Annotated in this window: 13 protein-coding genes; 4 read left to right on the forward strand and 9 right to left on the reverse strand. The window is 68.3% G+C overall.

Going from position 1 to position 17,600, the window contains the following annotated elements:
- A partial coding sequence (locus tag RJ05_RS13485) for a type I polyketide synthase (RefSeq protein ID WP_036537456.1) occupies nucleotides 1-4,241 on the reverse strand: 4,241 nt, incomplete at its 3' end.
- Nucleotides 4,242-4,823: 582 nt separating this feature from the next.
- Between RJ05_RS13485 and RJ05_RS13490 the strand changes: the two genes are divergently transcribed.
- Nucleotides 4,824-7,037 carry an MMPL family transporter gene (locus tag RJ05_RS13490; protein ID WP_036537440.1) on the forward strand — a complete coding sequence of 738 codons (2,214 nt, stop codon included), beginning with the start codon at nucleotides 4,824-4,826 and terminating at the stop codon, nucleotides 7,035-7,037.
- Between the two features lie 6 nt (nucleotides 7,038-7,043).
- Here the strand turns inward: RJ05_RS13490 and RJ05_RS13495 are convergent, their stop codons facing one another.
- Nucleotides 7,044-8,087, reverse strand: coding sequence for an alpha/beta hydrolase (locus RJ05_RS13495; protein ID WP_036537458.1), 1,044 nt, complete (start codon nucleotides 8,085-8,087; stop codon nucleotides 7,044-7,046).
- A 350-nt stretch (nucleotides 8,088-8,437) separates the two neighbouring features.
- On the opposite strand from RJ05_RS13495, the gene RJ05_RS13500 reads away from it, so the two are divergent.
- From RJ05_RS13500 to RJ05_RS13510, 3 genes are all read left to right on the forward strand, one after another.
- Nucleotides 8,438-8,848, forward strand: coding sequence for a DUF7144 family membrane protein (locus RJ05_RS13500; protein ID WP_036537442.1), 411 nt, complete (start codon nucleotides 8,438-8,440; stop codon nucleotides 8,846-8,848).
- Between the two features lie 68 nt (nucleotides 8,849-8,916).
- Nucleotides 8,917-9,576 (forward strand): GAP family protein, encoded by a 660-nt coding sequence (locus RJ05_RS13505; protein WP_036537443.1) that lies wholly within the window; start codon nucleotides 8,917-8,919, stop codon nucleotides 9,574-9,576.
- Nucleotides 9,576-11,282: a SulP family inorganic anion transporter gene (locus RJ05_RS13510; protein WP_051016541.1), complete on the forward strand. Its 1,707-nt coding sequence runs from the start codon at nucleotides 9,576-9,578 to the stop codon at nucleotides 11,280-11,282. Before RJ05_RS13505 ends, RJ05_RS13510 begins: the two co-directional genes overlap by 1 nt.
- Before the next feature lie 50 nt (nucleotides 11,283-11,332).
- Here RJ05_RS13510 and RJ05_RS13515 read toward each other — a convergent pair whose 3' ends face one another.
- The 7 genes from RJ05_RS13515 to RJ05_RS13545 all read right to left on the reverse strand — a co-directional run.
- The gene (locus RJ05_RS13515; RefSeq protein WP_036537446.1) at nucleotides 11,333-12,484 is read right to left on the reverse strand and encodes an AI-2E family transporter; all 1,152 of its coding nucleotides are present in this window, start codon (nucleotides 12,482-12,484) and stop codon (nucleotides 11,333-11,335) included.
- An 87-nt stretch (nucleotides 12,485-12,571) separates the two neighbouring features.
- Nucleotides 12,572-12,892: an SHOCT domain-containing protein gene (locus RJ05_RS13520; protein ID WP_036537447.1), complete on the reverse strand. Its 321-nt coding sequence runs from the start codon at nucleotides 12,890-12,892 to the stop codon at nucleotides 12,572-12,574.
- A gap of 12 nt (nucleotides 12,893-12,904) precedes the next feature.
- A complete protein-coding gene (locus RJ05_RS13525) occupies nucleotides 12,905-13,327 on the reverse strand; it encodes a DUF6325 family protein (RefSeq protein WP_036537449.1) in 423 nt (140 codons plus the stop codon).
- A gap of 5 nt (nucleotides 13,328-13,332) precedes the next feature.
- The gene (locus RJ05_RS13530) at nucleotides 13,333-13,746 is read right to left on the reverse strand and encodes a DUF7144 family membrane protein (RefSeq protein ID WP_081597311.1); all 414 of its coding nucleotides are present in this window, start codon (nucleotides 13,744-13,746) and stop codon (nucleotides 13,333-13,335) included.
- 101 nt (nucleotides 13,747-13,847) lie between these two features.
- The gene (locus RJ05_RS13535; protein ID WP_036537452.1) at nucleotides 13,848-14,813 is read right to left on the reverse strand and encodes a DUF389 domain-containing protein; all 966 of its coding nucleotides are present in this window, start codon (nucleotides 14,811-14,813) and stop codon (nucleotides 13,848-13,850) included.
- 11 nt (nucleotides 14,814-14,824) lie between these two features.
- Nucleotides 14,825-15,031 carry a DUF8691 family protein gene (locus RJ05_RS13540; RefSeq protein WP_036537453.1) on the reverse strand — a complete coding sequence of 69 codons (207 nt, stop codon included), beginning with the start codon at nucleotides 15,029-15,031 and terminating at the stop codon, nucleotides 14,825-14,827.
- Between the two features lie 109 nt (nucleotides 15,032-15,140).
- The coding region (locus RJ05_RS13545) for a LuxR C-terminal-related transcriptional regulator (protein ID WP_217999004.1) at nucleotides 15,141-17,600 on the reverse strand (2,460 nt) is incomplete at its 5' end.

Here is a 17,600-nt window from a genome sequence, read left to right on the forward strand (position 1 = left end):
AGCCGGTTGCGTGGGATGTCGAGGGCGAAGTTCGCCTCCGGATCGGTCAGCGGGCGCGTGGAATCCAGCTCCTCGAGCCGGTCGGGCAGCGGCTTGGTGACCACCGGCGCCCAGCGTTTGCCGTCACGCAACAGCACCTCGTCGCAGTTGTCGTGCGAGAAGGCGCCGGGCACGGCCAGTTCGGCCACCAGGTCGGCGATCGGAGTACCGGGCTCGACGTCGATGAGCCGCCACCGCAGCGGGGTCTGCTCGTTGAGCAGCACGCGCCTGGCGCCGGCGAGGGCGGCCTGGCGTGGGTTCGGCGGGACCTGGCTGCCGGGCAGGGTGAAGGCGCCCTCGGTGACCAGGGTGCAGTGGGCGACGCCGTCACCGAAGACCGATTGCGGTGTGTCGGCGCCCTCGACGGGTGGGTTGGCGAATTCGTCCACGGCGACCGCGAGCCGCTTCAACGTCCACAGGCCGGCCATGTCGTCGTCGACCGTGCCCGCGACGATGCAGACGTGCAGTCGGTCGGTGCCGTCGGCCTTCGCCGCGGCCAGGTTCGCGACCAGGTCGGCTTCCAGCGATTCTCCGGCCGGATCGGCGACATACAGCCGCGCACCGGGCAGCGCCGCCGCGAGTTCGCCCGCGCGGCTGCCCGCGCCCAGCTGCACGATGACCGTGGACGCCGAACCGGCCTCGGCCAGCGCGGCCGGGTCGATCGGGTCCCGCTCTTCCATGGTGTCGCTGTAGTAGAAGTCGGCCATCCGATGCATCGGGCTGTCGCCGGGCTTGAGCGCACCGATCTGCAATCCGGTCAGCCGGGCGACCAGCAGGTGATCGGAGTCGAGCAGATCCACATCGGCCCGCAGCCGGGCGTTCGGGTCGCGGCGCGCGACCACGGTGATCTTGTCCGGCAGGTCGGCCAGCAGGCGCACGGCAGCCACACCGACGGGCACCATCACGCCCTCGTTGATACGTTCGTCGGCGAACAGCAGGGCCGCGCACTGCATGGCCGCGTCGACGACCGCGGGATGGGCGAGGTGACCGGAATCGGCGGCGATCGAGCCGTCGACGGTGGCCACCACCGCGTCGCGGCCGACCCGCACCGAGGTCACCCGCTGGAACGACGGACCGTACTGCAGGCCCGCCGCGGCCAGACCCGCGTAGAACATCGCCGGATCCACATCCACGCCGACGTCGATGGACGGCACCCGGACCACGGTCTGCTCATGGCTGCCGGTCAACGTCCGCCCGGAGGCGTGCACCGTCCACGCGGTACCGGTGGCGCTGCGCGATCGGATCAGGAACCGGCCGCTGGCCTCCTCGACGCTCAACGCGACCAGCGGCACATCCGGTGCGCCCATGATCAGCGGTGCGATGAACCGAACCCCTTCCAAGGCGACCTGTTTGGCGCCGATCCGGGACGCGGTGGCACTGAGCGCGGCATCCAGATAGGCGGCGCCGGGCATGATCTTGATGCCGTTGACCACGTGGTCCGACAGCCACGGCAGCAGCTCGGTACCCACCTGCAACAACCACTCGGGGCGGCCCTCGACGTCCGGATCGCCGAGCATCGGAGAGGAATTCGGGGTCCCGAGACGCGCCTGTTCGAACAGCGGCAGCGCCGAGTGCAGCCGGGTGCGCTGCCACGGGTAGCGCGGCAGCGGCAGATGCGGGGTGGCCGGGCGGTCGGGCGGGAACAGCAGGTCGCGGTCGAGCACACCGGCGGCGTGCAGACCGATCAGGGCGCGGCGGATGCTCACCGTATCGGGCTGTTCGCGGTCCAGGGTCGCCACGGTCGTGCCGTTGACGTCGGCGGCGAGCATCGCCTCGCGAATGTTGCCCGACAGCACCGGATGCGGACCGACCTCGAGGAAGACCCGGCTGCCCGCGGCGGTCAGCGCGCCGATGGCGTCGCAGAACCGCACCGGCTGCCGCACATTCGACCACCAGTACTCGGCGTTCCATTCGCCCTCGCTGACCTGTGCGCCGGTGACCGTGGAATACAGCGGCACGGTGGGCGCCTGCGGGTTCAGCTCGGCCAGCACCGCGCGCAGTTCGGCTTCGATCGGCTCCATCAGCCTGCTGCGGTAGGGCACCTCCACGCGCAGGCGCCGCGCGAAGACACCGTCCTCGGTGAGCTTTTCGGCCAGCTCATCCAATCTGTGCACGTCACCGGAGAGGGTGAGCGCGGTGGGGCTGTTGACGGCCGCGATATCGATGCGCGGATCGTCGCCGATGAGTTCGAGCGCCTGCTCCTTGCTCAGGCCGACCGCGAGCATGCCCCCGGTGCCCGCGGTGCTCGCCTGCAGCCGGGCCCGGTGATAGGCCACCCGCACCGCGTCCCGCAGCGACAGCATTCCACTGATGTAGGCCGCCGTCACCTCGCCGACACTGTGGCCGACGATCGCGGCGGGCGTGATCCCGTACCGCGCCAGCTCGCGCACGAGACCCACCTGGACCAGGAAGTTGGCCGGCTGCGCCACCTCGGTTCGGGTCACCCGCGACTCGTCCTCGGGCTTGTTGAGCTCCTCGATGATCGACCAGCCCGCGACGGCCCGGAATTCGGCGTCGACTTCCGCGGCGGCCTCGGCGAAGGCGCCGCCGTCCGCGAGTAGTTCCCGGCCCATCTTCCAGTGCTGCGGGCCCATACCGGAGAACACGAACACCGGTTCGGCGGCGCGGGAAATGATGGTTTTGGAGGCGTCGCGGCCCTCACCGCCGGCGTAGGCGCGCAGTTCGTGGATCAGGTCGTCGGTGGAATCGCCGAGCAGCACACCGGTGCGGTACGGGTGATGCGCCATCCGGGTCCAAGCCGCTTCGGCGAGGTGGCCGGGGTCGGCGCCGGCGCTGAGCAGATCGGCGAAACGCCCGGCCAGCGCGCGGGCAGCGGCCGTGCTGCGGGCGGAGATGGGCAGGATGCCCAGGTGGGTGTGGGTCATGCCGGGGTCCGGTTGCGGTGGTTCGCCGGTGTATTCCTGCAGGATGGCGTGGGCGTTGGTGCCGCCGTAGCCGAAGCCGTTGACCGCCACCGACATCGGCGGTGCGTCGGCGGGCAACGGCTGCGCCTCGGTCTGCACGTGCAGGCCGAGCTCGTCGAAGGGGATGTCGGGGTTCTGTTTCTCCAGCCACCCCTGCGGCGGCAACGTGCGATGCTGGATGGCCAACGCCGCCTTGATGACGCTGGCCACGCCCGCGGCGGCCTCGGTGTGCCCGATGGTCGCCTTCACCGAGCCGACGCCGACCGTTCCGGTGCGCCCGGTGGCCGCGCCGAATACCTGCCCCAACGCGCGCAATTCGACCGGGTCGCCGACCAGCGTGCCGGTGCCGTGTGCTTCGAGGTAGGTGATGGATTCCGGAGCGAGGCCCGAACGCTCGCACACCGAACGGGCCAGCGCTTCTTGTGAATCGACATTGGGCACGGTGATCGCGGTGGTGCGCCCGTCCTGATTGGATCCGGTCGCCTTCACCACCGCGTAGATGCGGTCGCCGTCACGCACGGCGGCGTCGAGCTTCTTGAGCACCACCATGCCCGCACCTTCGCCGCGGCCGTACCCGTCGGCCGAGGCGTCGAAGGATTTGCAGCGACCGTCCGCGGCGAGGAACCCGCCCTTGCACATCAGCACGAAGGTCTCCGGCTGCAACATCACATTGACGCCACCGGCCAGGGCCACTTCACAGTCGTCGTTGTCGAGCGCCTGGCAGGCCAGATGGAACGCGACCAGCGAGGACGAGCACGCGGTATCGACGGTGATCGCCGGCCCGACGAGGTTGAGCGCGTAGGCGATCCGGTTCGACAGCATCGTGTAGGACGCGCTGGCGGGGGTGTGCATATCGGTGTGGAACAGCGCGGGGCCGACCACACCGATCACCGACTGGTCCACCACGAACCCGCCGACGTACACCCCGACCGAGGAGCCTGCCGCGCGTCCGGCGTATCCGGCGTCGTCGAGCGCTTCCCAGGTGACCTCGAGCATCAGCCGCTGCTGCGGGTCGAGTACCGTCGCCTCGCGCGGTGAGATGCCGAAGAAGTCGGGGTCGAACTCCCACGGATCGATGGTCATGAAGGCGCCGCGCTTGGTGTAGGAGCGGCCCGGTGTGCGCGGTTCCGGGTCGTAGTAGCGGCGGTAGTCCCAGCGATCGGCGGGCATGTCGACGACGCCGTCCCGCTTGTCGATCACGAAATCCCAGAAGGTCTCCGGTGAGTCGATTCCACCCGCGAACCGACAACCGATACCCACGATGGCAATATCAGACACACATTCCTCCGGTGTCTCGGTAGCGGCGATCACCGCAACCTTTTCTCGGCGATCACACTCGTCTCATGCGGCCCTACGCAGTCGACCGATGGGGCCCAAACTATGACCGGACGAAACGATATGGAAACGATTCGACCGAGGTTGGGGAACTCCACTGGCACGGACCGGGCGCGCTTGTGATCGCCCACCAGTCCGCCTGCCGTCGCAGTGCCACGCGAAAATCCCCATTCACCGGGAAGAGTCACGTATTCGCAGATCATCGCCGCATTCCGGGCCGGATCGAGCCGCCGGCGCACGGCCCCTTGACGGCACGCAGCGCACCGATACACATGCGTCACAACCGATTCCGCTACCGGGTTGTGACGCCGCAGAAATCGGCGCTGTCCGCCACGGAACGCGCGGGCAGAGTTGTATCGTCGCCTCGATCGTCATGCATACAGCCGGAAGCCGCGATTATTCATCGCTACCGGCGGTGAATTCGTGAGAACAATTTCGTCCCGCCTTGTCCGATGATGCCCGGCGGAATGGCGTCGCGTTGCGGCAGACCGGGCCGAACCGTGCGATGGATATGGGAGGCGGCAATTGTTCGCCGAATTGACACACTGGGCCGATGTGGTGGTGCGGCGGCGTTTCACCGTCCTCGGGGTGATGGTGGCCGGTCTGCTGGCCGTCGGCTGGTACGGGCTCGGGCTCGGCGACCAGCTCAGTTCCAGCGGCTGGGATGATCCGGGCTCGGAGTCGGTGCGCGCCGCGCAATTACGCGATGAGGTGTTCGGCATCGATCACAGCGCCGATGTGCTGCTGCTGTTTCACGCTCCCGAGGGCACGGCCATCGATGATCCGGCGTTCGCCGACCCGATCGTGGCGTGGCTGAACCAACTACCGCAACGGTTCCCCGCGCAGATCGACCGCATCAACGGCGCCTACTGGCCGACCGAGACCGGCGTGGCCATGCCCGATATCTTCGGCACCGACGACCGCAGGCACGCCTTCGCGTCGGTGGCGATCAGCGGCGCCGACGACACCACGCAGATGCGCAACTTCCGTGCGGTGGCACCCGCTCTGACACTGCCCGGTGTGGATATGGAAGTGGCCGGTGGGCAGGCGGTGGCGGGCGCGCTGAACGACACCATGGCCCATGACCAGCGGCGCATGGAGCTGTTTGCGATCCCCGCGGTGGCGGTGCTGCTGTTCTTCCTGTTCGGCGGGGCGGTGGCCGCGGCACTGCCACTGATCGTCGGCGGGCTCACCGTCCTCGGGGCGTGGGGTCTGCTGCGGCTGCTCACGACGGTGACCGAAGTGAATTCCTTCGTCTCCCCGGTCGTTTCGATGGTCGGGCTCGGTCTGGCCATCGACTACGGGTTGTTCGTGCTGAGCCGGTTCCGGGAAGAACTGGCCGACGGCCGCGAAGTCGACGACGCGGTGCGGCGGTCGGTGCGGACCGCAGGTCGCACCGTGCTGTTCTCGGCCACCATCGTGGTCGTCGCGGCGGGCGCCATCCTGGTCTTCCCGCAGGGGTTCCTGAAATCCTTCGCCTACGGCGCCATCATCACCATCTCGCTGGCGGCCCTCACCTCGATCACGGTCTTGCCCGCGATGCTGGCCGTGCTCGGCCGCCGGGTGGACCGCTTCGGCGTCGCCTGGTTCCGTACCGCCACCGCTCCGAATCAGGAGCCGGACAATATGTGGGGCCGCATCGCGGGACGGGTCATGAAACGGCCGCTGGCGGTGGGGATCGTCGTCTGCCTCGGGTTGCTGCTGTTGATCCTGCCGATGCGCAACCTGGCCTTCGGCTCCATCAATGAGCGGTTCCTGCCGCCGGAGCATCCGACCCGGCTGGCCCAGCAGCATTTCGACGAGTTGTTCCCGCTGCGCCAGATCGACCCGATCGACCTGGTCATCGTCACCTTCGACACCGATGCGGGCGAGACGGTCGTGGCCCGCGCCAACCAGGCGCCGGGTCTGGCGGCACCGTTTCCGGCGTTGATGCAGCGGCCCGCCCAGCCGAATGTGTTCGCCACGCAGACCGTGCTCGGCGCCTCCGGCGACGCCGGGGAAACCATCGACTACCTGCGCTCGATGCCGCTGCCGGCGGGCACCACCCTGCTCGTCGGCGGTCAGCCCGCGATCGAGAAGGACAGCATCGACGCACTGGTCGAGCGAATGCCGTACATGATCGCGCTGGTCTTCCTCGCCACCACCGTCCTGATGGCGCTGACCTTCGGGTCACTGGCGCTTCCGGTGAAGGCCGCCGCGCTGAACCTGCTCGGCCTCGGCGCCACCCTCGGCGTGCTCACCTGGGTGTTCATCGACGGCCACGGCGCCGATCTGCTCGGGTTCACGCCGCAGCCCATCATGGCGCTGGTGCTGGTGGTGATCGTGTCGGTGATCTACGGGCTGTCCACCGACTACGAGATATTCCTGCTCTCCCGCATCGTCGAGGCACGTGCCGCGGGCCTGTCCACCACCGACGCGATCCGGGCCGGCGTCGCCCATACCGGCCGGATCATCACCGCCGCGGCCTTGATCCTGCTGGTGGTCACCGGCGCGTTCGCGCTCTCGGATCTGGTGATGATGCAATACATCGCCTTCGGGATGGTGACGGCGCTGCTCATCGACGCCACCGTGGTGCGAGTGCTGCTGGTGCCCGCGAGTATGCGGCTGCTGGGTGAGGCGTGCTGGTGGGCGCCGCGGTGGATGCGCCGGGTTCCGCGCGTGGTGGCGGTCGAGCAGGCGCCCGCGGCTGCGTCATCCGGTGACGCGGACCCGGCGCCGGCCACCGGTGGACTGCGCTGAACGCCCTCACCCGGTGATCGCGGCCTCGATCATCGGCCACGAGTTGTGCAGGTCCTGCTGCCAGTAGCCCCAGGAGTGGGTGCCGCTGGGGCGGATGTCGACGGTGGCGGGAATGTCCAACTCACGCAATCGCTCTCGCAGCTGCTGGGTACAGGCGTGGGCGACGGCGTCCAGCATGCCGCCGAGCACGATCTGATCGGCGAGTTTCACCGGGTCGCCGTGGATTCCGGGACCGTCGAGCGTGTCGAGCGGACCGGGCCACCCGCTGCCGGAGGCGACATAGATGGCGGTGCCACGCAGCTCGCCGGCACGCAGGTAGGGATCGTTGGCCGCCCACAGCGGATCGGACAGCGGCCCCCACATGTTCGCGGGATCGCCCTGCTTGCCGAGTACGACGGTGTTGACCAGCGCTTGACCGCGCGGGTCGCTGGTTCGGACACAACCGCTGTAGGAGGCGATGGCGCGGAACCTCTTCGGCGCGTCGATCGCCAGCTGGAAGACGGCGGCAGCGGCCATCGACAGACCCGCCACCGCGTTGACGCCGGTGGTCGCAAGCGCGGAGTCGATCACCGGTGGCAGTTCCTCGGTCAGGAAGGTGGTCCAGCGATGGCGGCCCAGCTGCGGGTCGTCGGCGCGCCAGTCGGTGTAGAAGCTGGCACTGCCGCCGACCGGCATCACCACATTGACGTGCTTGTCGGCGAAGAAATCGACGGCATCGGTACTGGTGAACCAGTTCTTGCTCGCGGTCCACGCGCCGTTCTCGTCGCCACCGTCGACGCCGTTGAGCAGATACAGCGTCGACGCGGGTCGCGAACTGTCGGTGGCCGGAAGCACTTCGACCGTGATGGTCCTGCCCATCGCCGCGGAATACACGGTCAGGTCGAGAACCCGCCCGGGACCTTGAACCGCGGCCACCAGCCGTGAACCATTGCCCGCAGGTCGGGCAGCGTCCATCGCGCGCACCGGAATCGGCTGATCGGCGGGTACATCGGGGGCACCACGAGCCTGACCCTGCGAACCGCCGAGGGCGAGAGCGAGTGTCAGCACCAGAATGTGTGAGCCGCGTGAGCAGGTGCGGCGGCCCCGGCCGCCGGTGCGGACTTCCACTCGGAAACCTCACGATCGTCTCGGATGGGGCATGCGTGCGGCCGAGGTTACGACCGACTCGCTCGGCTCCGAGACAGTTCGACCCAGGTTTGGGCCCACACCCAAACACGCCCGGGCGACGCTGGTACCAGCGACAACCACGACCGTTTGGCGGCCGGTCAGGCGCCGGCGACGCCTGACCGCCGGGTGCGGCGCACCGGATCGGGCCGGTCATCACCCTCGACGGGTGAAGCGGATACGCATCGAATCGGGCACATTCGGATCACTATCCGCACCCCACGAAGGGATGAACGATGTCGCACTCCACTGAAACCGATTCTCCGGTCAAGCAGGGCTTCGCGGCGGGCACCTCGATCGGCGCATCGATTCTGCTGCTCACCGTTGGTGTGCTGTCGATCCTCCAGGGCATCTCCGCGGTCGCCGAGGACCAGCTGTTCGTCGTCGGCATCGAATATGTCTACGAATTCGATACCACCACCTGGGGCTGGATCCACATCGTCCTCGGCATCGTGCTAGTGGCCAGCGCGATCGGCCTGATGATGGGCACCACCTGGGGGCGTATCGCCGCGGTCACCATCGCGGCGCTGTCGATCGTCGCCAATTTCCTGTGGCTGCCCTACTACCCGCTGTGGTCTATCCTGATCATCGCGCTCAACATCGTCGTCATCTGGGCGGTCACCACGTGGAACCCCGAACAGGTGTGAAGCCACACATCGTCATTTCACCCGCAGGGTATGACGTAGCGACGGCAGCAGAACTCTAGGTTCACGGTATGGGCGCCGTAATCGGAGATCTGCTGCCGTTAGCGGTCGGTGTGGCGATCTCGCCGATCCCGATCGTCGCGGCCATCCTGATGTTGTTGTCCGCCAACGCGGGCACGACCAGCATCGGATTCGGTCTCGGCTGGGTGGTCGGGATCGTCGCGGTGACGGGCGTGGTCGTCGCACTGTCGGGAGTCCTGAGCGGTTCCGGCGACGAACAGCCGTCGGCGGCCGCCTCATGGATAAAGATCGTCCTGGGTGTGCTGCTGATCGCACTGGCGGTCGAACAATGGCTCGACCGCGCGGATACCTCGGTGCCGGGGTGGATGCGGGCCATCGACGAGTTCGGGTTCGGCAAGGCGACCGGGCTCGGTGTCCTGCTGTCGGCGGTGAACCCGAAGAACCTGCTGCTGTGCCTGTCCGCGGGTGTGATCATCGGAACGAGCGGGCTGTCGGCCGGCGGTGACGTGGTGGCGGTCGTGATCTTCACCGTCCTGGCGGCTTCCACGGTGCTGGTGCCCGTCATCGGCTACGCGGTCGCCGCCGACGAACTCCGCAGCGGACTCGACACCATGAAGGCCTGGCTCCAGGGCAACAACCACATCGTGATGGCCATCGTGCTGCTGGTGATGGGCGCCGTGGTGCTCGGCAAGGGCATCGGTGGTCTGTGATGGATACCCCAGGCGGCCGGCGTACACCGGCAAGGCCATGGCCGGTATTCCTCTCATTGCAGCATTACCAGCGCGGCTGGCTGCGCGCGGATGTGCTGGCAGGTCTGACGGTCTGGGCGGTGCTCGTCCCCGAGGCGCTGGCCTACGCCTCCATCGCCGGTGTGCCGCCCGTGGTCGGCCTGTATGCGGCGATCCCCGCGCTGGTGCTGTACGCGCTGGCCGGCAGTTCCCGGCATCTGGTGGTGGGCCCGATGTCGGCGACCGCGGCATTGTCGGCGGCGATCATCACTCCGCTGGCCGGCAGTGACGGCGCGCGCTTCGTCGCCCTGTCCACGGCGCTGGCCATCGCGACCGGCATCGTCGGATTGATCGCCGGGCTCATCCGGCTGGGCTTCATCGCCGCGTTCATCTCCGAGCCGGTGTTGAAGGGCTTCATCGTCGGTCTGGCTTTGACCATCATCATCGGCCAGGTACCGAAGCTGTTCGGCATCGAGAAGGAACCGGGCAATTTCTTCGAGCAGGCGTGGGGGGTCATCCGGCATCTGGGCGATACCCACTGGCGCACCCTGCTGATCGGCCTGCTCTCGCTCGCGGTGGTGCTCGGGCTCAAGCGCTGGCTGCCGCTGGTGCCCGGCTCACTGCTGGCGGTGCTGCTCGGCATCGCCGCGGTCACGGTGTTCGACCTCGACGACCACGGCGTGGCCATCGTCGGCCATATCGACGCGGGCCTGCCCTCGGTCGGTATGCCGGACGGCGTGGGCGTCGGCGACCTGATCGATCTGCTCGGCCCGGCGGTCGGAGTCTTGCTGATCGGTTTCGCCGAAGGGCTCGGCGCCGCGAAAACCTATGCGGCCAAGGCCGGCTACGAGGTGGATGCGAACCGCGAGTTGTTCGGTCTCGGCGCGGCCAACCTCGGGTCCGGGCTCAGCTCCGGCATGGTGGTCAACGGCAGCCTCTCCAAGACCGCCGTCAACGGCAGCGCGGGGGCCAGAACCCAGCTCAGTGGGCTCGTGGTCGCGGTACTCGTGGTCCTGACGCTGTTGTTTCTGACCGGGCTGTTCGAGAACCTGCCGGAGGCGACGCTGGCGGGTGTGGTCATCGCCGCGGTCATCGAACTCGTGGATATCGCCGCGCTGCGCCGCCTGTACCGGGTGTGGACGGCCCGGCTCGGCAGCATCTACGGACATGCCGCCCGCGCCGATTTCCTGGCCGCCATCGCCGCGATGGCGGGCGTGCTGCTGTTCGACACCCTCCCCGGGCTGGTCATCGGCATCGGGGTGTCCATGCTGTTGCTGCTCTATCGCACCGCACAGCCGCATATCGCGACCTTGGCCAAGGACGGCACCCGCTGGGTCGACGCCGAACGTCGCCCGGAACTCGAGCGCCGACCCGATGTGCTGGTGGTGCGCGTCGAATCCGGCTTGTTGTTCGCCAACGCCGATTACGTCAAACAGCACATCGAAGCCCAATGCACCGACCGCACCAAGCTCGTCGTCCTCGACGCCGAAACCTCCCCCGTCATCGACGTCACCGCCGCGCAGATGCTCGCCGAATTGCGGACGACGCTGGCCCGGCGCCGCATCGAGTTCGCGGTGGCACGTGATGTCGGACAGTTCCGGGATGCCCTCGGACGCAGCGCCGCCGGTGCCGAGCAGGTGCCGGTGTATCCCACGGTGCATGAGGCCATCGGCGCACTCGACCGGTGACGGCGGGCCGGTCGGCAGACCGCGACAGCTCTGTTCGGGCCGGTGCCGCCCTACTCCGAATCCGCTGCGGGAGAATCGGCTTTCGCGCGCTCGGCCGAGGCGACCGGTTCGGCGGGCTCCCCCTCGCCCTCGCCGCTCCCACCACCGATCAACGCGTCCACCCAGCGCGTCGACGGATCGATATCCAGCAGCAGCGCCTTCACCAACAGCGTCAACGGAATCGCCAGTAGCGCGCCGAGAGCGCCGAGGACCCAGGACCAGAACACCAGGGACAAGAACGTCACCGTCACGCTCAAGCCGACGGCATCGCCGACGAACTTCGGCTGGATGATCGACTGGATGACGAAGTTGATGACGCTGTAGACGACGATCACCCACACCATCGCCATCGGGCCGCTGTCGAGCAGCGCCAGCAACGCGGGCGGGACGAGGCCGATGACGAAGCCGATATTCGGGATGTAGTTGGTGATGAACGACAGCACCGCCCACAGCACCGGCAGCGGTACGCCGAGCAACCACAGCGCCCCGCCGTCGAGGACGGCGACGATCACACCGAAAACGGTGGAAACGATCAGGTACTTGCGGGTTCCCTGCACGAAGGACGTCAGCGCGTAGGCGATGTCCGGGCGCACCCGCTGCACGATCCGCATGCGCCTGCCGATGGTCATGCCGTCGACGGCCATGAACAACAGCAGCGCCATGACGAAGAACAGATTCGAGAACACCCCGAGCAGGCCGGCGAGCACATCGTCGAGGTAGCGCACCAGTTTGCCCAGATCGACGCTGCTCAGCGCCGTGCTGATGCGCTCCTGGTCCACTCCGGCATCGGCGAGGAACTCGCGTACCCCGGACAGCAGGTCATCGAGATTGTCGGTGTACTTCGGTAGCTCGGTGGCCAACTGGGCCGCCGAGACGACGAGAGCGCCGATCAGCCCGAACAGGATGGCGCTCACCGCGACCACCGCCACCAGCATTCCCAGCCACGCCGGCCACCCCTTCTTCCGCGCCCACCCCTGCACCGGTTGCACCGCGATGGTGAGCATCAAGGCGAGGAAGACGGGGCCGAGGATGCCCGCGAACACGGTCGCACCCGCGATGGCGATCACCGCGCCGGCCATGGCCAGCAGCACGATCAGGCCACGCGGGATCGACCAGACCGGCGCCGGCGAACCAGCCGCGACCGGCGAACCCTCGGCTCCCATGGGTGACCTCCTCGGGGAACGCGTTCAGTTGGCGAAGACCTCGCGCAGTTCGGTTCCTGCGCATGGGAGATCGGACCGTGGGCGATCTCAGCTCAGCAATTGCCGCTTCGCTGCGGCGAATTCCTCGTCGGACAGCACACCGGAATCGTGCAGCTGCCCCAATTGCTGAAGTTTGGCCACCAGATCCTCGGCGCCGCCGGCCGCCGGTGCGGGCGCCGCTGCTGCAGGCGGAGGTGGTGGCGGCGGTGCCTGCTGCTGTGCGGCGTAGGCCGCGCTCGCGGCGGCCCGCCGCTGCGCGCGCCGATCGACCGCGTTCGCCGTTGCGCGCGCGGTTCCCGAAATGACCGCGGTCCGGGCGACGGTGCCGAGCAGTCCCGGTCGTCCGACGCGTCCTCCACGGAAAACCATTGCCGTCCTCCTCTACTGAACCGACAGCGCCGCGTCGACGGCGTCGCGGGGAATCTGCACGTGCAGGGCGACCTCGCCGCCGGCACCGCGTACGGTGCCTGCCAGCTTGCGCGCCCAGGTCTCCTCGTAGGCGATCACCACCGCCGAGGTGCCCGGATCCATCGCGTCGCGCACCACATCCAGATCCGCGTCGCTCACCAGACCGCGCGGGTCGACGGTGACACCGTCCAGCCCCGTCTCGCCGAGTGATTCGTCGACCTCGATCTGGCGTACTTCGCCTGCCTCGTCCATCGACAGATAGATCAGATCGAGCACCGTGACGTAGCCTGCGTCGACCACTTCGGCCAGGGCGGCGGTGACGGACGCGTCGACGCGGGGACCAGGGAAGGAGAGCACGACCAGTTCCACCGGTCCGAGTTCGTTCGATCGAGTCATGGCCCTCACACCCCGCCCGCGCGCCAGGTGGACAACGCCCAGATGACGACGATGTTGAGCGCGATGACCAGCACCGACCACCACGGGTAGTACGGGATCCACAAGAAATTCGCGATGATCGACAGTCCCGCAAGCATCACCGCGATGACACGCGCCCACACCGCGCCGGTGAACAGGGCGAGTGCGATGAGCACGATCAGCCCGCCGAGCACGATGTGAATCCAGCCCCAGGTGGTCGTGTCGAATTCGTAGACGTATTCCCTTCCCGGAACGAACAATTCGTCATCGACAACCGCGGAAATGCCCTCGAAGAGCGAGAGCAACCCCAACACGAGCAGCAGTACCGCCACTGCGATCGTCGTCAGCGCGGCGACCCCCTGGCGGACCGGATTCCGTCCGGGTTCTGTCATGTGCGTCATGGCCAGCCTTTCGTCGGTGATCGGCCCTCCTACAGGTATGCCGTAGTCGCCGCGACCGTCGCGTCACCCGAAACGGATGAAACCCGCGCAACAATGCGGCGCTACTGGGTTATCCGGCTGCCGACCGTGTGCACGATGACGACATCGGGGTGCCACGGCACCAGATCGCGCACCGTGCGCTCGAGTTCCTCGACCGGAGGCAGCTGCTCGGGCGCCAGCACATGAATGGTCGCCGCGTCGTTCTGCAAGCTGACATCGGTCACCTGCGCGCCCGGCACCCGGTCCAGCCAGGAACGGGCCGCGTCGGCGATCTGGTCGGCCCACAGCGACGACAGCGAATTCACCACCATCGGAATCGCCACCAGGATCAGGCCCGCCGCCAGTACGGCGTACGCGCGTCCGCGGCGCATCGCCCCCGCGCCCGCCTCCCGGTGGTATCCGACGGCGACGAGCACCACCGTGGCGGTGATGATCATCGCGACCATATTCGAGGCGAACAGCACGAACGCGCCCAGAGCCAGTCCGGGGGCGTCCGAGCCGAGACACACACCGACCACGGCCAGCGGCGGGACCAGCGAGATCGCGATCGCCACACCGGGCAGCACGTCGCCGACATCGCGGCGGATGATGGCGATGACGCCGACCAGACCGGTCGCCAGCGCCGCCGTGAGGTCCATCAGCTTCGGCGAGGTCCGGCCGAGCACTTGCGAATTGGACAGCACATTCGTCGGATTCGGCAGCAACTGCGAGAACACGAACCCGACGAAGACGACCAGCACGATGCCGGCCAGCACCAGCCCGAGGCTGCGCGCGATCAGCGGCGCGCGCCCGGTCGCGATGCCGAGGCCGACGCCGAGAATCGGCACCGACAGCGGCGCCACGATCATCGCGCCGATGACGGTCGCGGTCGAGTCGCCGACCACACCGGAGGCGGCGATGATCCCGGACAGGGTGAGCATGATCCAGAACGCCGACCGCTTGGTGGTGGTCTCGCCGGTCCCGAGATCGAGCCGGTCGGTGAGTTCGTCGAGCGTACGACGCTGACTGCTGGGTATCAGCAGATTCATGGCCGCTCCGTTCAATCGGGAAGTTGTCGCATCTCGAGCAGGGTGAGCCCGAGGTTGTCGATGCGGGCGAGGATGGTGCGCATGGCCGTCGGTCCCGTGAGCGGTCCGTACAACACTGTCTGACCCTGCCGATGGCGGCCGGGGGTCAGTTCCGGAAACGCTGCCAGCGCGCGATCGGACAGCTCCCCGTCGAGGATGAACTCGTAGCGCATCGACATCAGGGCGCGGCCTCCCTCCGGATTCGGGTCCTCCCGGACGACTAGGCCGAGTGTCCCCGTGAAACGCGAGCGGGGGCGTCATCCCCTGCGGGTGAAGTGCCGGCCGGTCTCAGAGCAGGCCGCTGCGACGGGCTTCGGTCAGCACCTCGGTGCGGGAATTGACCCCGAGTTTGTGGTAGATACCGCGCAGATGGGTCTTCACTGTATTGATCGAGACACCGAGATCTTCCGCGATCTGCTGGGTGGTCCGCCCCGTCGGCAATTCCCGCAGAATGCGATGCTGCGTGGTGGTCAGGGCCGGATGCCGTTGCACCCGGATCGCCGCGGGATTCCGGCGAATCTCGGTCACGAAATCCTCATCGCGCCCGAAACTTCCGGCGAATTCGTCCAGTTTCTCCAAAGCGCCGGGAACGTCGAGAAATGGTCGCGCGATACGGTCCGGCGCGGCCAGGTGCACGGCGGTTTTCAGAGCGTCGATGGACTTGGTCGAATTACCCAGTTCGGCATGCGCACCGGCATACAGCAACCAGGCCGCGACCTGCTGCACCGGAGGCGGTGGCTCGGCGGCGGTGAGCAGTGGTTCGACCAGGGCCAGCACCGTCTTCGGCCGGTGCGTCACCGCGCCGACCGCGGCACCGGCGACGGCGACCTCCGGTATCTCGCCCAGCCGCGCGCGCGCCTGCTCGATGAGAAGCTGCGCCGTACGAGGTTCCTGCACGCGCAGCAGTCCCCACACCACGTGCGGGATCAATCCGCCGCTGATGGCCGCCGATGGGTGCACGGCGAGCAGTTCGACCGTCGCCGAACGCAGCAGATCGGCCGCACCGGCCCGGTCCGTGACGTCGTCGAACGCGACCAGGGCACCGACGAGCTGGGCCGGTAGCCCGCCGGCCGGTGTGGTCCCGCCATCGAGCCCCTCGCCTCGGACCAGCAGGCCGGTGCACAGATCGACCGAACCGGCCTCGCCCTGGAGATAGGCCCCGAAGGCTTCCATGGCGGCGGCATGCGCCGCATCGCTGGTGTGCGACAGCCCGTGCTCGCGCGCGATGTCGAGGGCGTGGGTGGCGCGTCGCCGCATGGCCGTGATCGCCCCGGTCCGGCCTGCCGCCGCCCCGAGCCGGGTGCAGGCCCGCAGCCGCAACCGCTGGTGCCCGGCGGTCTCGGCGAGCGCCAGCGCCGACCGCATCCGCTCCTCGCCCGCGGCGATATCGCCGGCCATGATCGACACCGTCGCCGCGGCGATGGACAGGTAGCACTGCGCTTCCGGCCGCAACGCCGTATCCGGGATCTCCGGTATCGGCACGAGGTCCGCCGACGGCGCGGTGGCCACCGCGATTTCGGCATCGACGGCACTGGTCAGGGCCGCGATCAGGGCCGGCTCGGCCAGGGTCGACATGTCCTGGCCACGGCCTGCCAGCACGTCGCGGAAGGCCACGGCGGCGGCGAAGTCACCGCCGAGCAGGGCGTCGATGGCCCGCAGCAGCACCATGAAGGAGTCGCCGAGCACCACCGAATCCGCCCCGGCGAGGGCATCGAACAAGGCCGGTCCGCCGCCGGCCATGACCTCGGACAACCCGTGTGCGGTCAGGAAATCCAGCAGCGGCCGCGGCTGCGACACGGCGGTCAGGTGGGTCCAGGCCTGGTGCGATTCACCCGCTGCCATCAGCGCATACGCGGTCCGCACCCGCAGATCGTCATGGAAGCCGGTGCCGAGGCGATTCGCCTCGGCCAGGAAATACCCGCGCAGGAACGGGTGATAGGCGTACCAGATCGTGCCGCCCCGCAGCACACCGGTGAGCGGATAGCTGATCCGCTCCAGCTCATGCAACCAGAACGCGGCGCCACCGCCGACGAGCTCGTCGGCCATCCGCTCGGTGAACTCGGCCGGCACACTGGTGTGGGTGAGGAACTGGCGCAGGGCAGGCGGTAGCGCGTCGATCAACTCCCCGACCAGCAGATCGGAAATCGAATTCGGCATCCGCGCCAGCACCGCCAGCGCGGTGGAGTAATCGCCGGAATGGGCGGCCAGGTAGATGGCGGCGATCCGGATCAGCGCGGCCCAGCCGTGGGTGAGGTCCATCAGCGTCGACAGCTGCGCCGGATCCAGTGCGCAACCGTGCTCGCGACACAGCCGCGCGGCCTCCTCGGTGGATAGCGCGAGTTCGTCTGCGCCCCAACGGATCAGCCGTGATTCCAGCTCCAGCAGATGCCACCGGATGGGCGGATCGAAACGAGCGCACAGCACCACCGCGAGGTTGGCCGGTGCATTGCGGAGAAAGTGCTCGAGGCCCGCCAGCGCCATGGGGTCGGTCAGCAGGTGTGCGTCGTCGAGGACGACGACCGTCGGCCGGCCGCGGTGTCCGATATCGGCCACCAACTCCGCGGCTTCGGCGACGGGCGTGCGCAACGCGGCGGACGCGGGCACCGGCAGACCGAGCCGAGCGCGCAGCTCCGCCCACATCCCGCGTGCCGTGTAGCTCTGCTCCGCGATGGTCAGCCATCCGATCCGGGGCCGGCCCGGTAGCCGTGGGCCCATCCGCTCGGCCCAGTCGGAGAGCAGCACGGTCTT

Source organism: Nocardia cyriacigeorgica NBRC 100375 (assembly GCF_000308555.1).
GTDB lineage: Bacteria > Actinomycetota > Actinomycetes > Mycobacteriales > Mycobacteriaceae > Nocardia > Nocardia cyriacigeorgica.